Annotated in this window: 17 protein-coding genes; 7 read left to right on the forward strand and 10 right to left on the reverse strand. The window is 66.2% G+C overall.

Going from position 1 to position 16,925, the window contains the following annotated elements:
* Positions 1 to 11: 11 nt before the first annotated feature.
* Genes P7F68_RS18090 through P7F68_RS18110 form a run of 5 tightly spaced genes read right to left on the reverse strand, consistent with a single transcriptional unit; the run spans position 12 to position 4,918 of the window.
* A complete protein-coding gene (locus P7F68_RS18090) occupies positions 12 to 1,178 on the reverse strand; it encodes an acyl-CoA dehydrogenase family protein (protein ID WP_277835240.1) in 1,167 nt (388 codons plus the stop codon).
* A gap of 17 nt (positions 1,179 to 1,195) precedes the next feature.
* Positions 1,196 to 2,374, reverse strand: a complete 1,179-nt coding sequence (locus tag P7F68_RS18095) for a lipid-transfer protein (RefSeq protein ID WP_002925294.1) — start codon at positions 2,372 to 2,374, stop codon at positions 1,196 to 1,198.
* A 19-nt stretch (positions 2,375 to 2,393) separates the two neighbouring features.
* Positions 2,394 to 2,813 carry a MaoC family dehydratase gene (locus tag P7F68_RS18100; protein WP_002925295.1) on the reverse strand — a complete coding sequence of 140 codons (420 nt, stop codon included), beginning with the start codon at positions 2,811 to 2,813 and terminating at the stop codon, positions 2,394 to 2,396.
* Complete coding sequence (locus P7F68_RS18105) at positions 2,785 to 3,918, reverse strand: acyl-CoA dehydrogenase family protein (protein ID WP_277835243.1); 1,134 nt, start codon at positions 3,916 to 3,918, stop codon at positions 2,785 to 2,787. The genes P7F68_RS18100 and P7F68_RS18105 overlap by 29 nt, the downstream gene beginning before the upstream one ends.
* A 10-nt stretch (positions 3,919 to 3,928) precedes the next feature.
* The gene (locus tag P7F68_RS18110; RefSeq protein WP_277835245.1) at positions 3,929 to 4,918 is read right to left on the reverse strand and encodes a bifunctional MaoC family dehydratase N-terminal/OB-fold nucleic acid binding domain-containing protein; all 990 of its coding nucleotides are present in this window, start codon (positions 4,916 to 4,918) and stop codon (positions 3,929 to 3,931) included.
* A gap of 343 nt (positions 4,919 to 5,261) precedes the next feature.
* Between P7F68_RS18110 and P7F68_RS18115 the strand changes: the two genes are divergently transcribed.
* Positions 5,262 to 6,842 carry an MFS transporter gene (locus P7F68_RS18115; RefSeq protein WP_277835247.1) on the forward strand — a complete coding sequence of 527 codons (1,581 nt, stop codon included), beginning with the start codon at positions 5,262 to 5,264 and terminating at the stop codon, positions 6,840 to 6,842.
* A gap of 539 nt (positions 6,843 to 7,381) precedes the next feature.
* Here the strand turns inward: P7F68_RS18115 and P7F68_RS18120 are convergent.
* From P7F68_RS18120 to P7F68_RS18130, 3 genes are all read right to left on the reverse strand, one after another.
* Positions 7,382 to 8,752, reverse strand: coding sequence for a reverse transcriptase domain-containing protein (locus P7F68_RS18120; RefSeq protein ID WP_277835249.1), 1,371 nt, complete (start codon positions 8,750 to 8,752; stop codon positions 7,382 to 7,384).
* Positions 8,749 to 9,288, reverse strand: coding sequence for an SLATT domain-containing protein (locus tag P7F68_RS18125; RefSeq protein ID WP_277835251.1), 540 nt, complete (start codon positions 9,286 to 9,288; stop codon positions 8,749 to 8,751). The genes P7F68_RS18120 and P7F68_RS18125 overlap by 4 nt, the downstream gene beginning before the upstream one ends.
* 376 nt (positions 9,289 to 9,664) lie before the next feature.
* Positions 9,665 to 10,453, reverse strand: coding sequence for an AraC family transcriptional regulator (locus P7F68_RS18130; protein WP_277835253.1), 789 nt, complete (start codon positions 10,451 to 10,453; stop codon positions 9,665 to 9,667).
* Positions 10,454 to 10,612: 159 nt separating this feature from the next.
* Here P7F68_RS18130 and P7F68_RS18135 point away from each other — a divergent pair, with 159 nt between their 5' ends.
* Positions 10,613 to 11,608, forward strand: coding sequence for a bile acid:sodium symporter family protein (locus P7F68_RS18135; protein WP_277835255.1), 996 nt, complete (start codon positions 10,613 to 10,615; stop codon positions 11,606 to 11,608).
* A 42-nt stretch (positions 11,609 to 11,650) separates the two neighbouring features.
* Here the strand turns inward: P7F68_RS18135 and P7F68_RS18140 are convergent, their stop codons facing one another.
* Entirely contained in the window at positions 11,651 to 12,454 is an 804-nt protein-coding gene (locus P7F68_RS18140; RefSeq protein ID WP_277835257.1) for an SDR family oxidoreductase, read from the reverse strand.
* A 173-nt stretch (positions 12,455 to 12,627) separates the two neighbouring features.
* Between P7F68_RS18140 and P7F68_RS18145 the strand changes: the two genes are divergently transcribed.
* From P7F68_RS18145 to P7F68_RS18155, 3 genes are all read left to right on the forward strand, one after another.
* A complete protein-coding gene (locus tag P7F68_RS18145) occupies positions 12,628 to 13,431 on the forward strand; it encodes an enoyl-CoA hydratase (protein WP_002925326.1) in 804 nt (267 codons plus the stop codon).
* A gap of 42 nt (positions 13,432 to 13,473) precedes the next feature.
* Complete coding sequence (locus P7F68_RS18150; RefSeq protein WP_277835260.1) at positions 13,474 to 14,244, forward strand: SDR family NAD(P)-dependent oxidoreductase; 771 nt, start codon at positions 13,474 to 13,476, stop codon at positions 14,242 to 14,244.
* A 118-nt stretch (positions 14,245 to 14,362) separates the two neighbouring features.
* Positions 14,363 to 14,893, forward strand: coding sequence for a hypothetical protein (locus P7F68_RS18155; protein WP_277835262.1), 531 nt, complete (start codon positions 14,363 to 14,365; stop codon positions 14,891 to 14,893).
* On the opposite strand, the gene P7F68_RS18160 is transcribed toward P7F68_RS18155, so the two are convergent.
* A complete protein-coding gene (locus P7F68_RS18160) occupies positions 14,890 to 15,357 on the reverse strand; it encodes a helix-turn-helix domain-containing protein (RefSeq protein WP_277835264.1) in 468 nt (155 codons plus the stop codon). The two genes, P7F68_RS18155 and P7F68_RS18160, sit on opposite strands and share 4 nt — an antisense overlap.
* A 122-nt stretch (positions 15,358 to 15,479) precedes the next feature.
* On the opposite strand from P7F68_RS18160, the gene P7F68_RS18165 reads away from it, so the two are divergent.
* Together P7F68_RS18165 and P7F68_RS18170 are read left to right on the forward strand one after the other, a co-directional pair.
* Positions 15,480 to 15,719, forward strand: a complete 240-nt coding sequence (locus P7F68_RS18165; RefSeq protein ID WP_002925334.1) for an RNA recognition motif domain-containing protein — start codon at positions 15,480 to 15,482, stop codon at positions 15,717 to 15,719.
* Positions 15,720 to 15,831: 112 nt separating this feature from the next.
* Complete coding sequence (locus P7F68_RS18170; RefSeq protein ID WP_277835269.1) at positions 15,832 to 16,917, forward strand: efflux RND transporter periplasmic adaptor subunit; 1,086 nt, start codon at positions 15,832 to 15,834, stop codon at positions 16,915 to 16,917.
* The last annotated feature ends 8 nt before the right edge of the window (positions 16,918 to 16,925 follow it).

A 16,925-nucleotide genomic window follows, 5' to 3' on the forward strand; every position in this document is an offset into this window, starting at 1 on the left:
CTGTGCGGGGTTCAGCGCGAACGCGGCATGCCGAGGCCGAACTGTGCCACCAGTTCGCGCTGGATCTCGTTGGTGCCGCCGCCGAAGGTCAGCGTGACCGAGGCGCGCACTTCGTATTCCAGCTCGCCGAGCAGGGCTGCGGCGGCCGAGCCTTCGCGCACCAGGCCGCTGGCGCCGACGATCTCGGACAGCTTGCGCAGGATATCGACCACCGACTCGGAGCCATACACCTTGGTGGCCGAAGCCAGCGCCACATCCATGTGGCCGCGCTCGAGGTCGGCGGCGATGCGGAAGTTGATCAGCCGCATCGCTTCGATCTTCGCGTAGCACTCGGCGAGCAGGCTGCGCACCCAGGCCGCATCGACCGCGCGGCGGCCGTTCTCGTCCTGGGCCTTGGCCCACAGCAGCACGCGGCGGAACAGGGCGACGACCTTGTCCGACCACGAGCCCAGGCCCAGGCGTTCGTGGTTGAGCTGGGCGGTGATGAGCTTCCAGCCGCCGTTGAGCTCGCCCACCAGCATGTCCCTGGGTACCTTGACGTTGTCGTAGTAGGTGGCGGCGGTGGGGTTGCTGCAGGTGGGGATGACGGTGTGCGAGAAGCCTTCGGCCGTGGTGTCCAGGATCAGGATGGACACGCCCTTGTGGCGCGGCAGGTTGGGGTCGGTGCGCGCGGCGAGCCAGACGTAGTCGGCGGCCTCGGCGCCCGAGGTCCACAGCTTGTTGCCGTTGACCACGAAGTGGTCGCCTTCGAGCCGCGCGCTGGTCTTGAGCGTGGCGAGGTCGGAGCCCGCCTCCGGCTCCGAATAGCCGATCGCGAACATGATCTCGCCGGCGGCGATGCCGGGCAGGAACTTCTTCTTCTGCAGCTCGGTGCCCGACTCCATCAGCGCCGGACCGACCGTGCTGATGGTGACGAAGGGCAGCGGCGCGCCGGCGATGTTGGCCTCTTCAAAGAAGATCAGCTGCTCGGTGGCGGCATAGCCCTGGCCGCCGTGCTCCTTGGGCCAGCCCACCGCCAGCCAGCCGTCCGCGCCCATCTTGCGGATGGTGTTGCGGTACAGCTCGCCGCCTTCCTTGCCGCGCAGCTCGCTGCGCAGCTCGGGGGTCATCAGGGTCTGGAAGTAGTCGCGCACCTTCAGGCGCAGCGCGTGTTGTTCCGGGGTCAGATCGACGAACATCGTTCGTTCTCCTTCGCTCAGGCGACGCCGAGGATGAGGCCGCTGGTGGGCACGCCGGTACCGGCGGTGACCAGCACGTTCTCGACATCGGCCACCTGGTTGGCGGCCGTGCCACGTACCTGGCGCACCGCCTCGGCGACGCCGTTCATGCCGTGGATGTAGGCCTCGCCGAGCTGGCCGCCGTGGGTGTTGATCGGCAGCTTGCCGCCGCGGGCGTGCTCGCCGGCGCGGATGAAGTCCTTCGCCTCGCCACGCTTGCAGAAGCCGAACTCTTCCAGCTGCGGCAGCACGAAGGGGGTGAAGTGGTCGTAGATGACGGCGGTCTGGAAGGCGTCGGGGCCAAGGCCGGACTGGGCGTAGAGCTCCTTGGCCACCACGCCCATCTCCGGCAGGCCGGTGATGTCGTCGCGGTAGTAGGAGGTCATGCTCTGCTGGCCTTCGGTGATGCCCTGCGAACCGGCCTTGATGATGACCGGCTTCTGCTTGAGGTCACGGGCGCGCTCGGCCGAGGTAATGACCATCGCCACCGCACCGTCGGATTCCTGGCAGCAGTCGAGCAGGCGCAGCGGCTCGGCGATCCACTTCGAGGCCTGGTGATCTTCCAGCGTGATCGGCTTGCCGTAGAAGAAGGCGGCCGGGTTGGTGGCGGCGAAGTCGCGCACGGCGACCGACACGCGGCCGAAGTCCTCGCTGGTGGCGCCGTATTCGTGCATGTAACGCTGGGCGAACATGCCCACCCAGGCGGCCGGGGTGTGGAAGCCGTAGGGCATGTACCAGCCGTAGTTCACGTTCTCGAAGATCGGCGTGTCGCCAAAGCCGTAGGTGCCGGTGCCGAAGCGGTACCACGAACGCTCGTTCATGGCGCGGAACACCACCACCACCTTGGCCAGGCCGGTGGCCACCGCCATCGCGGCATGCACCACCGGCGCGCAGGCGGCGCCGCCGCCGTGCGGGATCTGCGAGAAGAACTTGACGTTCTTGCAGCCGAGCAGGCGCGCGATCTCGTAGTCGGGCACCTTGTCCATGGTGTAGGACGAGAAGCCTTCGACCTCGGAGGGGTCGATGCCGGCATCGGCGAGCGCGGCCAGGGTGGATTCCATGGCCAGGCGCAGCTCGGTGCGGCCGGAGTTCTTGGAGAATTCGGTCGCGCCCAGGCCAACGATGGCGGCGCGGCCGGAAAGGGACATATCCGTCATGTGTTCGGTTCTCCGCGTGTCAGGGCAGCACCAGCGTGGCCGTGCCGGTCACGTGGCTGCCCATCGAGTTCTTGCCCTTGAGGGCGACGTCCACCTCGCGGCTGGCCGCATCGGTGCGGACGACCTCGCCGCTGAAAGTCATGGTGTCGCCCGGGTAGTTGGGCGCGCCGAGCTTGATCCGGAGATCCTTGAAGCGCGCCGCCGGACCGGCCCAGCCTTCCACGAAGCGCTGGGTGAGGCCGCTGGTGGTGAGGATGTTCATGAACACGTGCGGCGAACCGAGCTGCTGGGCGGCTTCCATGTCGTGGTGGCCGGGGAAGTAGTCGCGGGTGGCGATCGCCGCCGAGGCGATCAGCGTCGTGGTTATCGGGATCGCCAGCTCGGGCAGCGCCTCGCCGAGGCGCACGTCGTCAAAGCGCTTGCTGTTCTTCGAGGTCATATTTCCATCCCAGCTTGTCGTTGTTGGCGAGCCAGTCGCCGAGTCGTTCGAGCGTGGCGGCGCTGCCGCCCAGGGTGATGCCGAGCGCACGGCTCCAGTACAGGTAGCGGTGGATCGGGTAGGTCAGATCGACGCCGATGCCGCCATGCACGTGCTGCGCCTTGTGGCCGACGAGGTGGCCGCATTCGCTGGCGAGGTACTTGACCGCCAGCGCCTCGGACGGCGACGGCAGGCCGGCATCCAGGCGATACACCAGCTGCCACAGCGCGGAGCGCAGCGCCTCGATGGCGATGTGGGCGTCGGCCATGCTCATCTGCACGGCCTGGAAGGTGGCGATGGCGCGGTCGAACTGGCGGCGGTCGTTGATGTACTCGACCGTGCGGCGTACCTGCTCGGCGCTGACGCCCAGCTGCAGCGCTGCCAGCGCGGCGATCGCACGCTGCTCCAGCCAGGGCAGCGCGGCCTCGGGCAGCACCGCGTCTGCCGCAAGGCGGTGGGCGTTGAAGCCGAGGTCGGCGACCGCCTCGCGATGCGTGAACACGCCCGGTACTTTCTCGATGCCGGCTGCACGCAGGTCCACCGACACCAGGCGGGGGCCGTCGTCGGTCTCGGCCAGCAGCAGCGCGCGGCACACTTCCGCACCCAGCGCCACGGCGGCGACCTTGCCATCCAGCACCCAGCCGTCGCCTTCGCGGCGGGCCTTGAGCGCGATGCCGTGGGCACGCGCGGCGGCACCGAGCGCCAGCGTGATCATCAGCTTGCTCTCGGCGGCGGCCGTAGCGACCTCGGCACCGCTGGCGCCACCGAAGCGCGCCAGCGTGGCGGCGGCGAGCTGGTGGCGCCACAGCGGCACGTGGCCGAGGCCGCGCCCCTGGGCCTCGAGCACCAGCATCAGCTCGGTCATGCCCAGCCCGCTGCCGCCCGCTTGCTCGGGAATGGCCAGCGCATGCAGGCCGGTTTCGACGCACTGCTTCCACAGGTCGGCCATGAAGGGCTCGCCGGCGGTATCGAAGGCGCGCAGGCGGTCGTCGGTGCACAGGTCACCGAACAGGCTGCCTGCCATGTCGGCGATGGCGCGCTGGTCGTCAGTCAGTTGGAAATCCATGCTCTTCTCCTCAGGCCGCAACCGGGCGGAACATCGGCAGGGTCAGCTCGCCGTCGTCGAAGGACTGGAACTCGACCTGCACGCGCTGGCCGATCTTGACCTCGTCGCGCTTGACGCCGACCAGGCCGGCGATCAGGCGCACGCCCTCGTCGAGTTCGATGAGGCCGATCGGGTTGGGATGCTCGAAGGGCGGCACCTCGGGGTAGTGCATGACGACGAAGGAGTAGATGCTGCCCTTGCCGGAAGCCTCGACCGTGTCCCAGTCGAAGGAATGGCACTTGATGCACACCGGCGCCGGCGGATGGCGCAGCGTGCCGCAGCGGGTGCAGCGCTGGATCAGCAGCTTGCCGGCGGCGGCGCCTTCCCAGAAGAAGCGGGTGTCGTCGCTGACGCCCGGCTTGGGACGCTTGAACTTGGGTACCGCAGGCGCCGCACCCTTCTCCACCGGCTTGGGCACGTTGGCGGGGCGGAACTTGAACACGCGGAACAGCAACTGGCCGACCCGCTCGTCGTCGCCCTCATCACCACCGGGCTTCTGCGAGAAGAAGCTCATGATGAGGGTGACGAAGTAGCCGGTGCCGAGCGCGGTGGTCTTCTCCTCGCCGATTGCATCCAGGCGGGTGGTGTAGTAGAGCTTTTCACCCAGCGTCACGTAGCGCTCGAAGCTGAGGTCGGAATTCACCGCCACCACCGAGGGGTAGCCGTGCGCTTCCATGATCTTGAGCACTTCGTACGGGTTTTCATCAGTCGAACCCGGCGCGTAGTTGTTCATGTGCAGGCCTTCGAGACACCAGGCCTGCAGCATCGCCGGCGGCGCCACGATGCCGCCGAACTCGGTGGTGGCGGCGTAATCCGCATCGAGGTAGAGCGGGTTATCGACGCCCATCACCTCGCACCACTGGCGGATCATCGGCGCGTTGACCTCGTCCCAGGCGTAGACGCGACCGTACTCGCGACCCACCTTGGCACGCACTTCGGACATCCATTCCTGTTCAGCCAAGTTCGTCTCCTGCTGTTGTGTGAGGCGCGCCCGATCGACGGCGGCGCCTGCGGGACCCTGCCGCGACCAGCGGCGCGCATGCATCTGGTGATGCGTCGCAGCTTTTCGCAGCCCTTGCAGCGAGTCTAAGAGCAGGACCCTCGGCGACACTTCGTCTGAACGGACGATGGACAAGGCAAGCGAAACCCGACATTCGGCAGCGAACCGGGTGCCGATCGCCGGCCTCCGTTTCCGAGCCCGCTTTAGTCCCATCGGACGATGTGTCCCCACCCCCCGGGCCCGACCATCCGCCCGACAGAACAAGGCGGCGCGCATCCGCATGCGCTGCATACGGAGACAGCCCATGGATTCACGTACCGACACGCGCTCAGCCTGGGCGGTGTATGCCGCGCTGCTGTTCGGCACCTTCATCACCATCGAGGCTGCCGCCTTCCAGGCCCCTGCGCTGCCGAGCGTGACCCGGCATTTCGGCATTCCGGTGAACATGTCGGCGCTGATCCTGATCCTGTACTCGCTGGCGCTGACCGTGTTCGCGCCGATCATGGGCCGCCTGGGCGACCAGTACGGGCGCAAGCGGGTGATCACGATCGGCATGCTGGTGTTCGCAGTGTCGGAGTTCGCCGCCGCCTGGGCGCCCAACTTCGGATTCTTCCTCGGCGCCCGCTTTGTGCAGGGCCTGGGCGCGGCCTGCATCCTGCCCGGCGTGTTCGCGTATGCGGCCCACCTGTTCCCGGACAACAAGCGCGGCCTGGCGCTGGGCATCCTCGCCTTCACGATGACTTTCGGCGCGGCCTCGGGCGGCCTGCTCGGCGGCCTGCTGATCGACCGCCTGGGCTGGCCCAGCGTGTACTGGATCAGCGGTGCGCTCACCCTGGTCGGCCTCGTCCCCGTGCGCATGCTGGTGCCCGAGATCGCCCCCGCCAAGCACCAGGCCGCCTTCGACTACACCGGTGCCATGCTGCTGTTTGCCGTCATCGCCTCGCTGCTGTCGCTGCCCACCTGGGCAACCAACTTCGGCAAGGAATCACCCATCACCTGGGCCATCGTGGTCGTCGGAATCAGCGCGCTGGTGGTGCTGTGGCGCCACAGCAAGCGCGCGCCGAACCCGGTGATCGACCTCGGCATCCTGTCGCGCGGCGCCTTCGCCACGCCCTCGGCGATCTACTGGCTGCACATGATCTTCTCCAGCGGCGTCGTCTACTCGCTGGCCTTCTTCATCAACAGCCGCCCGGGCGGCACAGCTGCGCAGTTCGGCTTCGTCACCCTGTTCCTGTACGGCAGCGGGCTCATCAGCTCGCCGATCGCAGGAAAGCTGGTCGACCGCATCGAGCCGCGCGTACTGGTCATCATCGCCATGCTCGCCAGCCTGGGCGGCACCCTGCTCTTCCTCAACATCGACGTCACCACGCCGCTGTGGATGGTGATCGCGGTGGCCTGCATCATGGGCCTGTCGATCGGCTGCAACACCCCGGCGATCATGAAGCTGGCGCTGGGCGCGGTGCCCGCCAAGAACATGGGCGCCGGCAGCGGCCTGTTCAGCATGTTCCGCGACCTCGGCAGCCCCACCGGCTCGTCGCTGTCGCTGGCGGTGTTCGGCGCCAGCCTGGCCTACGCCACGCAGGACGCAATCATGCGCCAGACCGCAGCGCTCGGGCTCGACACGGCGAGCCTGGAGGCGCTGGCCCGCGCCACCGGCAGCCGCGCCCGCGAGCTGCCTGCCGAACTCACCACCCGCCTGGGCGAGGCCGGCCTGTCGGCCAACACCGTCCTCGCCGAAGCCAACATCGCCGGCCTGAATACCGCCCTCACCAACGTGGGCTACATGCTGCTCGGCCTCATCGGCCTGGCGCTGGTCCTGAGCCTGCGCCTGGCGCGCACGCGCGCCGCGGCGGTGACGGGAGACGCGCAGGCGCGGGTGGGTTGAGGGGGATTGCTTGCTAAGGGCGAGGTCGCCGAGGCCACGGCAACTGGAAGCGCAGGCCTCATGGGGCTGGACCAATCTCGATGTCGAGAGCTAATAGCCCTCCACCTTGAGGTAGCCCCCGTGGCGGCCGGGCTGAGTCCGAGCAGCGTCGTTGATTTAGTAACGGGCGCGATGAGGCTTGATGCAGAGAGCTGCTGGTCGGCCTTTGCAGTCGGTGGTCTGCTGGAGGAAGTCACGCCGGAAAGCGCCGGTCACCTGACATTCGTCCCTAGGGCGACTGCGAACGAGTGCCTCCATACTCTGCGAACTAACCTTTCGACCCAAATCCGCTCTACTTGGCACAAGAGAGCGGTCGTTCAACGTCTAGTTCAGGGGCGGCCGCTCGAGGTCGGCAGCCCGGAGAATGGAACTTTCGGCCGTCCGCTGTAACGGAATATCAGACCAAAGGCATGTGGAGAAAATGATATACCGAGTGCATTTCAAAGTTAATGCGTTGCATGTCCCTTGCCTCACACCTTGCGCGATGCTAATCCTGCGACTTATGAAAGCCCAGCAAGATCGGCTTCGAGCTCACGTACTGCCACTGCAACTCTCATCTTGAATAACTCGGCCACACGTTTGTCGCCGATCTTCGCAATTTTCTGTTCCCCAAGTAGGATTGAGAGTATCCCTCTCATCTCAGCTAAAGACATTGTGTCGAAGTTCGGAATGTATCCGTGTGAATCCTTGCTCTTGCGCTTGCTTTCGTAATGCGTTTTTATGAGCGATTTTGGTTTCAGAACGGTCGCTAAGCTGAAGCGCTGCAGTAGCGCATCTATGGTGTGACTCACTGCTCGAAGGCGATCTGTACTTGTAATTTGAGAAAAGTAGAATACCCAGCCCAAGCGCTTGCCTTGGAATATGCAGCCCGTAATTCGAAGGTTGAGCTTCCATCGGCAAAGAGCTAACGCTTGCTCCTTTTCGTGAAGTTTAGTCGCCCTACTGAGTCGGTGGCGATAGCCAGTAAATATGCTGGCTAATGACGATTCAAACTTCAATACGCTTTCGTGACGGATCGAGATTCTTGAGTTGTTGATTTCGTATCCAAGAAAAGTGAACGGATGAGTCAGAGGCGCAATCTTTGATTTTGAGCCCGAAGGGCTAGGTGGATGCGGCTTGAGGCCAAGCGCAGTCAGCGAGTTAACGACCTCGGCAGCTATGGCGTCCGCCTGTCCAGGTGGTGTCAAGATCAGGATGTCGTCGACATACCTAAAGTACCAGATGTCACCGCGATTCTTGTACGCGCTGTCGACCGACTGCAGCGTAATCTCTGCTAAAAGATTGGATATTGCGAGGCCTTGTGGGACGCCAATGGTGCTTGGAGCGCTGCCTTTGCGTCCCTTGCTTTCCGGTACGGTTGGCGTTTCAACAGCAGCTTTTAGCAATGCGAGAATCTCGGGCTTCCGAATCCGCTTTTTTAGAGCCCGAAAAAGCACCGCATGTGGGATCGAGGGATAGAAGTTTTCGAGATCGAGCTTCACATAGTCAGTGAACTTGCCGCTCGCAAGTGCCACTTTTAGAGAGTCGATCGCGACGTGAGGTAGTTCGAGTTTGGCCTCTGGAAAGACCTCCCCAAGTAGGTGACAGAGGGCTCTCAGGACGATACGGTCGCGCGCTGTTGGAATCGAGATGACCCGCGGCGGCTTCCCCTGACCTTTGGAGATTAGCCGTTCCTTGAACGCGGTGAACTTGTATGAGCCAGCGTGAGTCTTTTCGCAGATGAGCGCAAGTTCAGAGTTCAATTTTGGCTCTAACTGACTCGGGCGAACTCGATCGATTCCGATGGCGCTCTTTGACTTTATGTGGTCGAAGTACGTCCTGCGGAGGCTGCGCGGCGAGAAAATCCTCTTGAATCTTTTCGCTGCGGTCATTGCTGCACCAGCAATAGTCCGATTGGTGCCAAGTAAAGCAGTGCGGTTAGCACCAGCCGAAGCGCCACATAGCAATAAGCCTCTGCCTTGTCTCTCCAAGATGGGAGACGAGTCGAGAGACTAGCCGCGTGCTTCGTGCGAAACAGCTTGTCGTCGATTTCAGTGTGATTCTCGACGGCGGAGAGTAGGTTGTGATAATGCTGAAGGTCGTCGTCGTGGAAATTGGCCGGCGGTGCCGTCCGATCGTAAAGCCGTTGCAGTTCTAGGTAATTCTGGCGCATGGCAATCGACCGCCCGCGGAAATCTCGATTTGCGACAGCCAGCGAGATTCCCAACAGAGCTATCGAGAGTACGGCAGAGAGTACGTCCGTGTCTTTACCAAGAGCCTGCGGATAACGAACCGTCACCACCGCAAGCCCGGCGCTGAGGACAGCGTACCAAACTAGCAGTACCTGAGAGTGTAGTTCAAGCCACGCGAGGCGAATCTGCGCCTGAATCCGCGCCTTGTATGTGAACCAGACCTTGTCTCGCATCATCGTCGCTCAGGGAAAATTGGGGGGAGCGAGGTGGTTTGAAGTCATAGAACATCCCTCTCGGGATCAGTGAGCTTTCACTCAGCAACGACCAGAGTCGTTATTTCTTAGAGCCGCCCCTACTCGCGTAGGAGGAAGAGCCCGCTCCCCCACCGATGGAGGATACCATTGTCGTGCATCACGCGTTCCTTTGACCCGGGAATTAAGCTGATTCTTATCCAGCCCGGGCATGGAAAAAATCGAAGCGCGCAAGCCCCCGCCTGAAGCCCTGGCTGTCGCCTGACCCCCGAGCGGCAGGTGACCAGCACATTGCTTCCTGACATCACCTGTCGGGTCACCGACTACAAAGGCCGAAGAACCGCCCCTCCCTTCCCCCCACTCATCCACCCCCCCGCTCCCCCGCAAACTCCCCCGGTGTCGCCCCGAAATGCTCCCGGAAGCTGGCGATGAAGGCCGACACCGAGTCGTAGCCGCAGGCGATGGCGACATCGGTGACGCGCTCGCCGGCTTCGAGCAGGGGTAAGGCGCTGATCAGGCGCAGGCGTTGGCGCCAGAGGCGGAAGTTCAAGCCGGTGTGCTCGCGGAAGAGCCGCGCCAGTGTGCGTTCGGAGCACCCCAGGCGGGTCGCCCAGGGGGCCAGGCCTTCGCGTAAGTCGGGTTCGGCCTCGAGCGCTTCGCAGAGCTGGCGCAGGCGGGGTTCCCGCGGCAGCGGCAACATCAGGCCCAGCGTGGGCGCTGCGGCCACCTGGTCGAGCAGAACGGCTGCGAGCCGGCCCCCCGGGCCGCGCTCGTCATACTCCGCGGGCAAGTCGCCGAAGGCGCGGATCAGCTCGCGCAGCAGCGGGCTCACGGCAAGTACGCGGCAGCCGCCCTGCGCAGCGGGCAAGGCGGCGGGCTCGATGTACAGGCTGCGGATCTCGGTGTCGGCCGAGCAACGCACCTGATGCGCCACACCCGCGGGGATCCACACCGCGCGCTGCGGGGGCGCGATGAATCGCCCGCTGTCGGTGCGCACGTCGAGCACGCCCGCCACCGCATACGCGAACTGGACCCAGGGATGGACGTGGCGATAGCCGAGCGCGCGATTGGCCACCGACTCGGCGTGGCCGAAGACCGATCGCGGCAGGACGACGAGCCCGGCAAGTTCTTCTGATGGAGACGGCGGCATGTCTGGTCAGCGATATTGAAGAGCCGGCTGGCGTTAGCTGGAAGTATCGCCCTTGGTTAGGCTCCCTCACAAGCGCGCCGCCGTCATGCCGAGCCCGCCCTCCACAGGCCTGTTTCCAGCCCGTTTTCTACCGCTTCTTACGCAACTTCCCGCACCGCCATGAACCTTCTGCTTCTGCTTTTCGACCGCTTCACGATCCTGCTCACTGCCGTCGTGGTGCTGGCCACCGTTCTGCCCGCGCAGGGCGCATTCGCCGTGTTCTTCGACTGGCTGACCCATGCGGGGATCGCGTTGCTGTTCTTCCTGCACGGCGCACGGCTTTCGCGCCGCGCCATCATCGACGGGGCGATGCACTGGCGCCTGCACCTGCTGGTGTTCGTGTGCACCTTTGCGATGTTTCCCTTGCTCGGCCTGGTGCTCGGGCCCGTGCTGCGGCCGCTGCTGGGCGATGCGCTCTGGCTTGGCATGCTCTATCTGTGCCTGCTGCCGGGCACGGTGCAGTCGGCCATCGCCTTCACCTCGATCGCGCGCGGCAACGTTCCGGCGGCCGTCTGCGCGGCGTCGGCATCGAGCCTAGTGGGCATCGTGCTGACGCCGCTGCTGGCGGGCCTGGTGCTGGGCAGCACCGGGGCGGGCGTGCCGCTCGGGGAAGCCGTACTGAAGATCGGCCTGCAGTTGCTGCTGCCCTTCGCGGCCGGCCATGCCCTGCGGCCATGGATCGGCGGCTGGGTGATGCAGCAACAGCGCTGGCTGCGCCTGGTGGACCAGGGCTCGATCCTGCTCGTGGTGTACACGGCCTTCGGCGCGGCGGTGCTCGACGGGATCTGGCGCGTGGTGCCGGCCTGGGCGCTGGCGCAGTTGGTGGTGTGCTGCGTGGTGCTGCTTGCGCTGGTGCTGGTCGCCACCACCTGGCTCGCACGCAGCCTGGGCTTCAGCGTCGAGGACGAGATCACGATCGTGTTCTGCGGCTCGAAGAAGAGCATGGCCACCGGGGTGCCGATGGCGCAGATCATCTTCAGCGGCGGGGCGGCAGGCCTCGCGATCCTGCCCTTGATGGTGTTCCACCAGATCCAGCTGATGGTGTGCGCCGTGATGGCGAGGCGCTACGCTGAGCGCGACCATCAGGCTGTCGTGGAGCATCGCACCCCGCAATGACGGCCGAGGCGGCGCCGCGCTTCTGAGCCGGGCGCGGCCTCGTCAGTGCTGATCGCCGGTATTTGCCGCCGCCAGGAAAGCCGGCCGCTCGCCGCCACCGTGCAGCAGCAGGTTGGTGCCGGCGAAGTAGGCCGCCATCGGCGAGCCGGCGTACAGGCAGGCGTTGGCGATGTCGTCCGGCGTGGCCATGCGGCCGGCGGGGATGGTGGCGCCCACCGCGGCGATGCCTGCGTCGTCGCCATAGTGCAGGTGCGACTGCTCGGTCTGCACCAGCCCCGGGCTGACCGCGAGCACGCGCACCTTGGGCGCCCACTCCACCGCCAGTGACGATGCCAGCGACAGCACGCCGGCCTTGGCCGCGCCATACGCAGCGGTGCCCGGCGACGGGCGCGAGGCGGCGACGCTGCCGATGAAGATGATGACGCCGCCTTCGGCCTGCTCCTGCATCAGCGCATTGGCTTGCTGGGCGACGTTGAGCGGGGCGATCAGGTTGAGGCGGATGATGCCTTCGTGAAAGCGCGGCGAGGCCTTGTCGGCAAGCGCGAAGGGTGCGCCGCCGGCGTTGTTGACCACCACGTCGAGGCGGCCGAAGCGCGCGCGAATGGTGGCGAACAGCGCCTGCAGCGACTCGATGTCGCGCACGTCGGCGGGGATGAAGTCGGCGCGGGCGCCGCCCGCCTCGGGCAGGGCCTCGGGCGCGTTGCGACCACACACGACCACCGCCGCCCCGACGGCGAGAAACCCGCGCGCAATGCCCGCGCCGATGCCCTTGGTGCCGCCGGTCACGAGCACGACCTTGCCGTGGTAGCCGAGCGCTGCGGCGCCGGTGGAAGACTGTGTGTTCATGCGTTTCTCCGCAATGGTTGGATGCCTGCGAGTCTAGGTGCGGCCCCCGTGGCATTCGTCGTCTGAACGGACGATGAGCCGCTTGCGCCGAGGGCGGAACATGCATCCCATCCCCTTCCCCGGTCGCCGCACCCGCACGGGCCGTCGCACCGGGAGCGTCCCCTGGAGGCTCCATGACCACAGACCCGACACCGCCGTCCGACCCGGCCTCGCCCCTGCTGCTCGAACGCCTCGACGGCGGCGTTGCCGTGCTGCGCCTGAACCGGCCGCAGGCGACCAACGCCCTGTCGCTCGAACTTCAGGCCCTGCTGTCGCAGCGCTTCACCGAGCTGGCGACCGACGACACCGTGCGCTGCATCGTGCTCACCGGCGGCGACAAGGTGTTTGCAGCCGGTGGCGACATCACCAGCATGGCCGGCGCCGGCCCGATCGAGATCACCCAACGCCACACCGAACGCGTGTGGGGCCCCATCCAGCATTGCCCCAAGCCGGTGATCGCCGCAGTGTGCGGCTACGCCTACGGCGGCGGCTGCGAGCTGGCGATGCTGGCCGACATCATCGTCGCCGGCGAGGGCGCGCGCTTCTGCCAGCCCGAGATCCGCATCGGCATCATGCCCGGCATCGGCGGCACCCAGCGCCTGGTGCGCGCAGTCGGCAAGGCCAAGGCGATGCGCATGGCGCTCACCGGCAAGCCGATCAGCGCGCACGAGGCGTGGACCGCCGGCCTGGTGAGCGACCTTGTGGCCGACGACCAGGTGATCCCGACCGCGATCGAACTGGCGAGCGTCATCGCCGCCATGCCGCCACTCGCCGCCGAGCAGATCAAGGAGTGCATCCTGCTCGGCATGGATGCCCCGCTCGAGACCGCGCTGGCGATGGAACGCCGCGCCAACGCGCTGCTGTTTGCCTCGCGCGACCAGAAGGAAGGCATGCAGGCCTTCATCGACAAGCGGCCACCGCGCTTCGAAGGCCGCTGAAAGCCTGTCTCCACACACTCCACCCGAACCAGAGGAAGCACGATGTCCGACTCACCGATGACCCCGGCCCTTTTCAGACTCGATGGCTGCGTTGCCATCGTCACCGGCGCCGGCCGCGGCATGGGCCGCGGCGTAGCCGAGACCCTGGCCCGCCAGGGCGCCACCGTGGCGATCAATGACTTCTTCCCCGAGCGCGCCGAGGCCGCAGCCGCCGAGCTGCGCGCCGCCGGGCTCAAGGCCCTGGCCGCGCCCGCCGACGTCACCGATTACGACGCCGTGCAGAAGATGGTCGCCGCCGTGCGCGAGCAGGCCGGCATCGTGGACGTCTACGTCTCCAATGCCGGCGTACCGACCACCGGCATGGGCTACGGCAAGTTCCTCGAATCGAAACCGGAGGATTGGGAACGCTTCGTCAAGCTCAACATGTACGGCCTGATGAACGGCTGCCACGCCGTGCTGCCCGGCATGATCGAGAAGAAGTGGGGCCGCATCGTCGCCATCACCTCCGAGTCCTGGCGTGCCGCGGTACCGATGGGCATCGCCGCCTACGCCGCATCCAAGGCCGGCGTGGTCGGCTTCGTGCGCCAGCTCGCTGCCGAGGTCGGACGCAAGGGCGTGAATGTGAATGCCCTGTCGCTGGGCACGATGAACAACTGGGAAGGCTCGGAGGAGCTGGCACGCAAGAACTGCATCATCCCGCGCGCCGGCTCGCCGGCCGATGTCGGCGCCGGCGTGGCCTGGCTGGCATCGCGCGAAGCCGAGTGGGTCACCGGCCAGATCGTGCCGCTGAACGGCGGCGGCATCACCGCCTGAGGCGGGTCGGCACACCTCAGCGCGAAAGGCCCGGAATGGGCCTGTCTGGCTCCCGCAGCGCCTGGCAGGCCTCATCATGTCGCGCACTGCAAATGTCAGGCTCGTAGAGGAGGCCAGGATGCCCACATCTGTCACCCACATCGACGTGGCGCTCGCCTCGCCACAGGCACTCTTCGACCCCAACTGCGCACTGATCCCGTCCGAACTCCATCCGCAGATTGCCGACATGCTGATGGGCGCAGCGCGCACCGCTGACGAGCACAAGTCGCTGCTCGTCCGGATCCAGTGCCCGACTGCAGACGCTCCCAGCGCCGAAGTCGTCGCCCGCATCATGCATGCGCATTTCACGGCCAGGGCACGCCAGCATGATCAACAGATCCGCGACATCTTCCGCTTCGCCAGAGTATCCAGCGTCCTCGGCCTCGCTTGTGTCGTCGTTCTGCTGGCTTGCGCACAGGCTATCCCCGACGACGCGAGCAAACTGATGCTGGGCGTGCGCGAAAGCCTCAACATCTTCGCCTGGGTAGCCATGTGGCGGCCTGCGGAGCTCTGGCTTTACGCCCACCTGCCCGAACGCCACTGGCGCCGGCTGGCATTGCGGCTGGCCGCAGCGGAGGTGAGTGTCGAGAAACGGACCGCAACCGGCTAACCCGGGGGCGAATTCTGGAGGATGCCCTCGATGATGCGGGCAGTGCTGAGCAGGCGCTTGACCGACTCGCGGGTGAACGCGTGGGTGCGCTCATCGATGCCCTCACGCAGTGCGTCCCAGAGCCCGTCCTCGGTTCGCCGGACCTTGCCCCGTTGGCGCAGCTTCTCGAGCTTGCGCCGCACGGTTTCCTTGGGCAGCCCCGTCACCTGGACGAGGTCGGTCAGGCGCACCGGGCGATGTGCGCCCAGCAGAAAGCCATCCGGCGCCAGCAGTTCGGTAGGCGGCGCCCCCGGCCGGATGGCTTGTGCCACGTTGAGGTGAGCCAGCGTCCCCCACAGCATCGCGCTCTCGAGATCCATGTCGAGGGTCGTGGTCATCCGGCGCATGTGATCCACCAGATGGCGGTTGGCCGCAAAGGCAACCATGGTGAAGGCCTTGTCGATACGGCGATCAAGGTCGTCCATCTCTTCGTACTCCTGTCAGGCTGACCCAAAATGGGCCAGCAGCGCTGTCATGATGTGGATCGAGCCGTTACTCTGCAACGCTGGCGTCCGGATGCGGACCCTGCGCTGACAGATCTCTCGCCATGAAACTACTCATTTCGGGCCTCGGCCCAGACACCGACCTGGACACGCTCCGCGAGCGCATGCGGCATTTCGGGCCGGTCCTCGACATCCTCGTCGTGCGCGAAGGTGATCCCGAGCGACCATGGTTCATCATCGACATGGACATCACGCCCGACGTTGCCACCGAAGTCGCCCGCCGCATCGACGGCATCTATTTTCACGGCAGCTTTGTACACGCACGCGTGATGCTCCATGACTGACACCCTGAGCCGACAACGGCGATCGAAAGTTCGTCTGTCGCGCTTGTCCCTCCGTCACGATATGCGCTTAAGCTAGGCACTCCGGATGCCAAACCTCGATTCCGTCTCGATCATGCCTAATCAGAAACACCTCGCCGCTGCGACCGGCGCCGCACTGCTGCTCGCGCTGTCGGCATGCACCGAAGCGCCCGTCCCCGACAGCGCTCCGCCCGCCGTCAGGCCGGCACTGATCGTCACCGTCGGCGCCCAGGACACGCACGATGCGCTGCGCTTGCCTGGGCGCATCCGCGCTGCCAAACGCGCGGAGCTTTCCTTCGACGTGCCGGGCTTCGTCGACCGCTTCAGTCTCGAGGAAGGCCGCGAGGTGAAGGCCGGCGAGGTGGTCGCGCGCCTCGACGACAGCGTGTACCGGGCGAGGCTGGCGTCCGCCCGGGCCGAGTTCGAGCGCGCAAGGAACGATCTCGCGCGCTACCAGCGCCTGTGGGACACCGAAATGGCGGTCGCCCGTGCCGAGGTCGATGATCGCAGCGCCCGCCTCGAGCTCGCACGCACCAACCTCGCCGCAGCCGAACAGGATCTGGCCAACACGGTCATCAAGGCGCCCTTCGCCGGCGTCATCACGCGCCGCCGTATCGAACCCTTCACCAACGTCCAGGCCAAGCAGCCGATCGCGGACCTGCAGGACCTGCGTGCGCTCGAGGTGGTGGTGAACGTGCCCGAACGGCTGGTGCGGCGCCTGCAGCCGCACCAGGAGGCCGTCGCCTTCCTCGACGGCGAGCCCGGGCAGCCTTTGGCGCTGGCGCTCAGATCGTTTGCTGCCGAGGCCGACCCGCAGACCCAGACCTACGTCGTCGTGCTTGCGCTGCAGACCATGCCGGCAGGCCTGAACCTGCTGCCCGGCATGGCGGTGAACGTGGAGCCGCTGGCCGCAACCCCGCGCGGGCAAGACGCCGCGCCCGCGGCCGGCGCGGCGCTCACCATCCCGCTTGCCGCGGTCGCTGCCGACGCCCAGGGCCAGCCGGGTGTGTGGGTCGTGGATGAGGACGGTCGCGTTGCGCGCGCGCCGATCCGCACCGGCGCTGTCGTGGGCGCGGAGATCGTCGTCGAGTCCGGGCTGGTGCCGGGCCAGCGCATCGTCGGCGCCGGTGTCGGCGCGGTGCGCGAAGGCATGCTCGTGCGCCCGCTCGAGTCGCGCTGAACGCGGGG

The sequence above is a fragment of the Thauera mechernichensis genome, assembly GCF_029588855.1.
Classification (GTDB): Bacteria; Pseudomonadota; Gammaproteobacteria; order Burkholderiales; family Rhodocyclaceae; genus Thauera; species Thauera mechernichensis.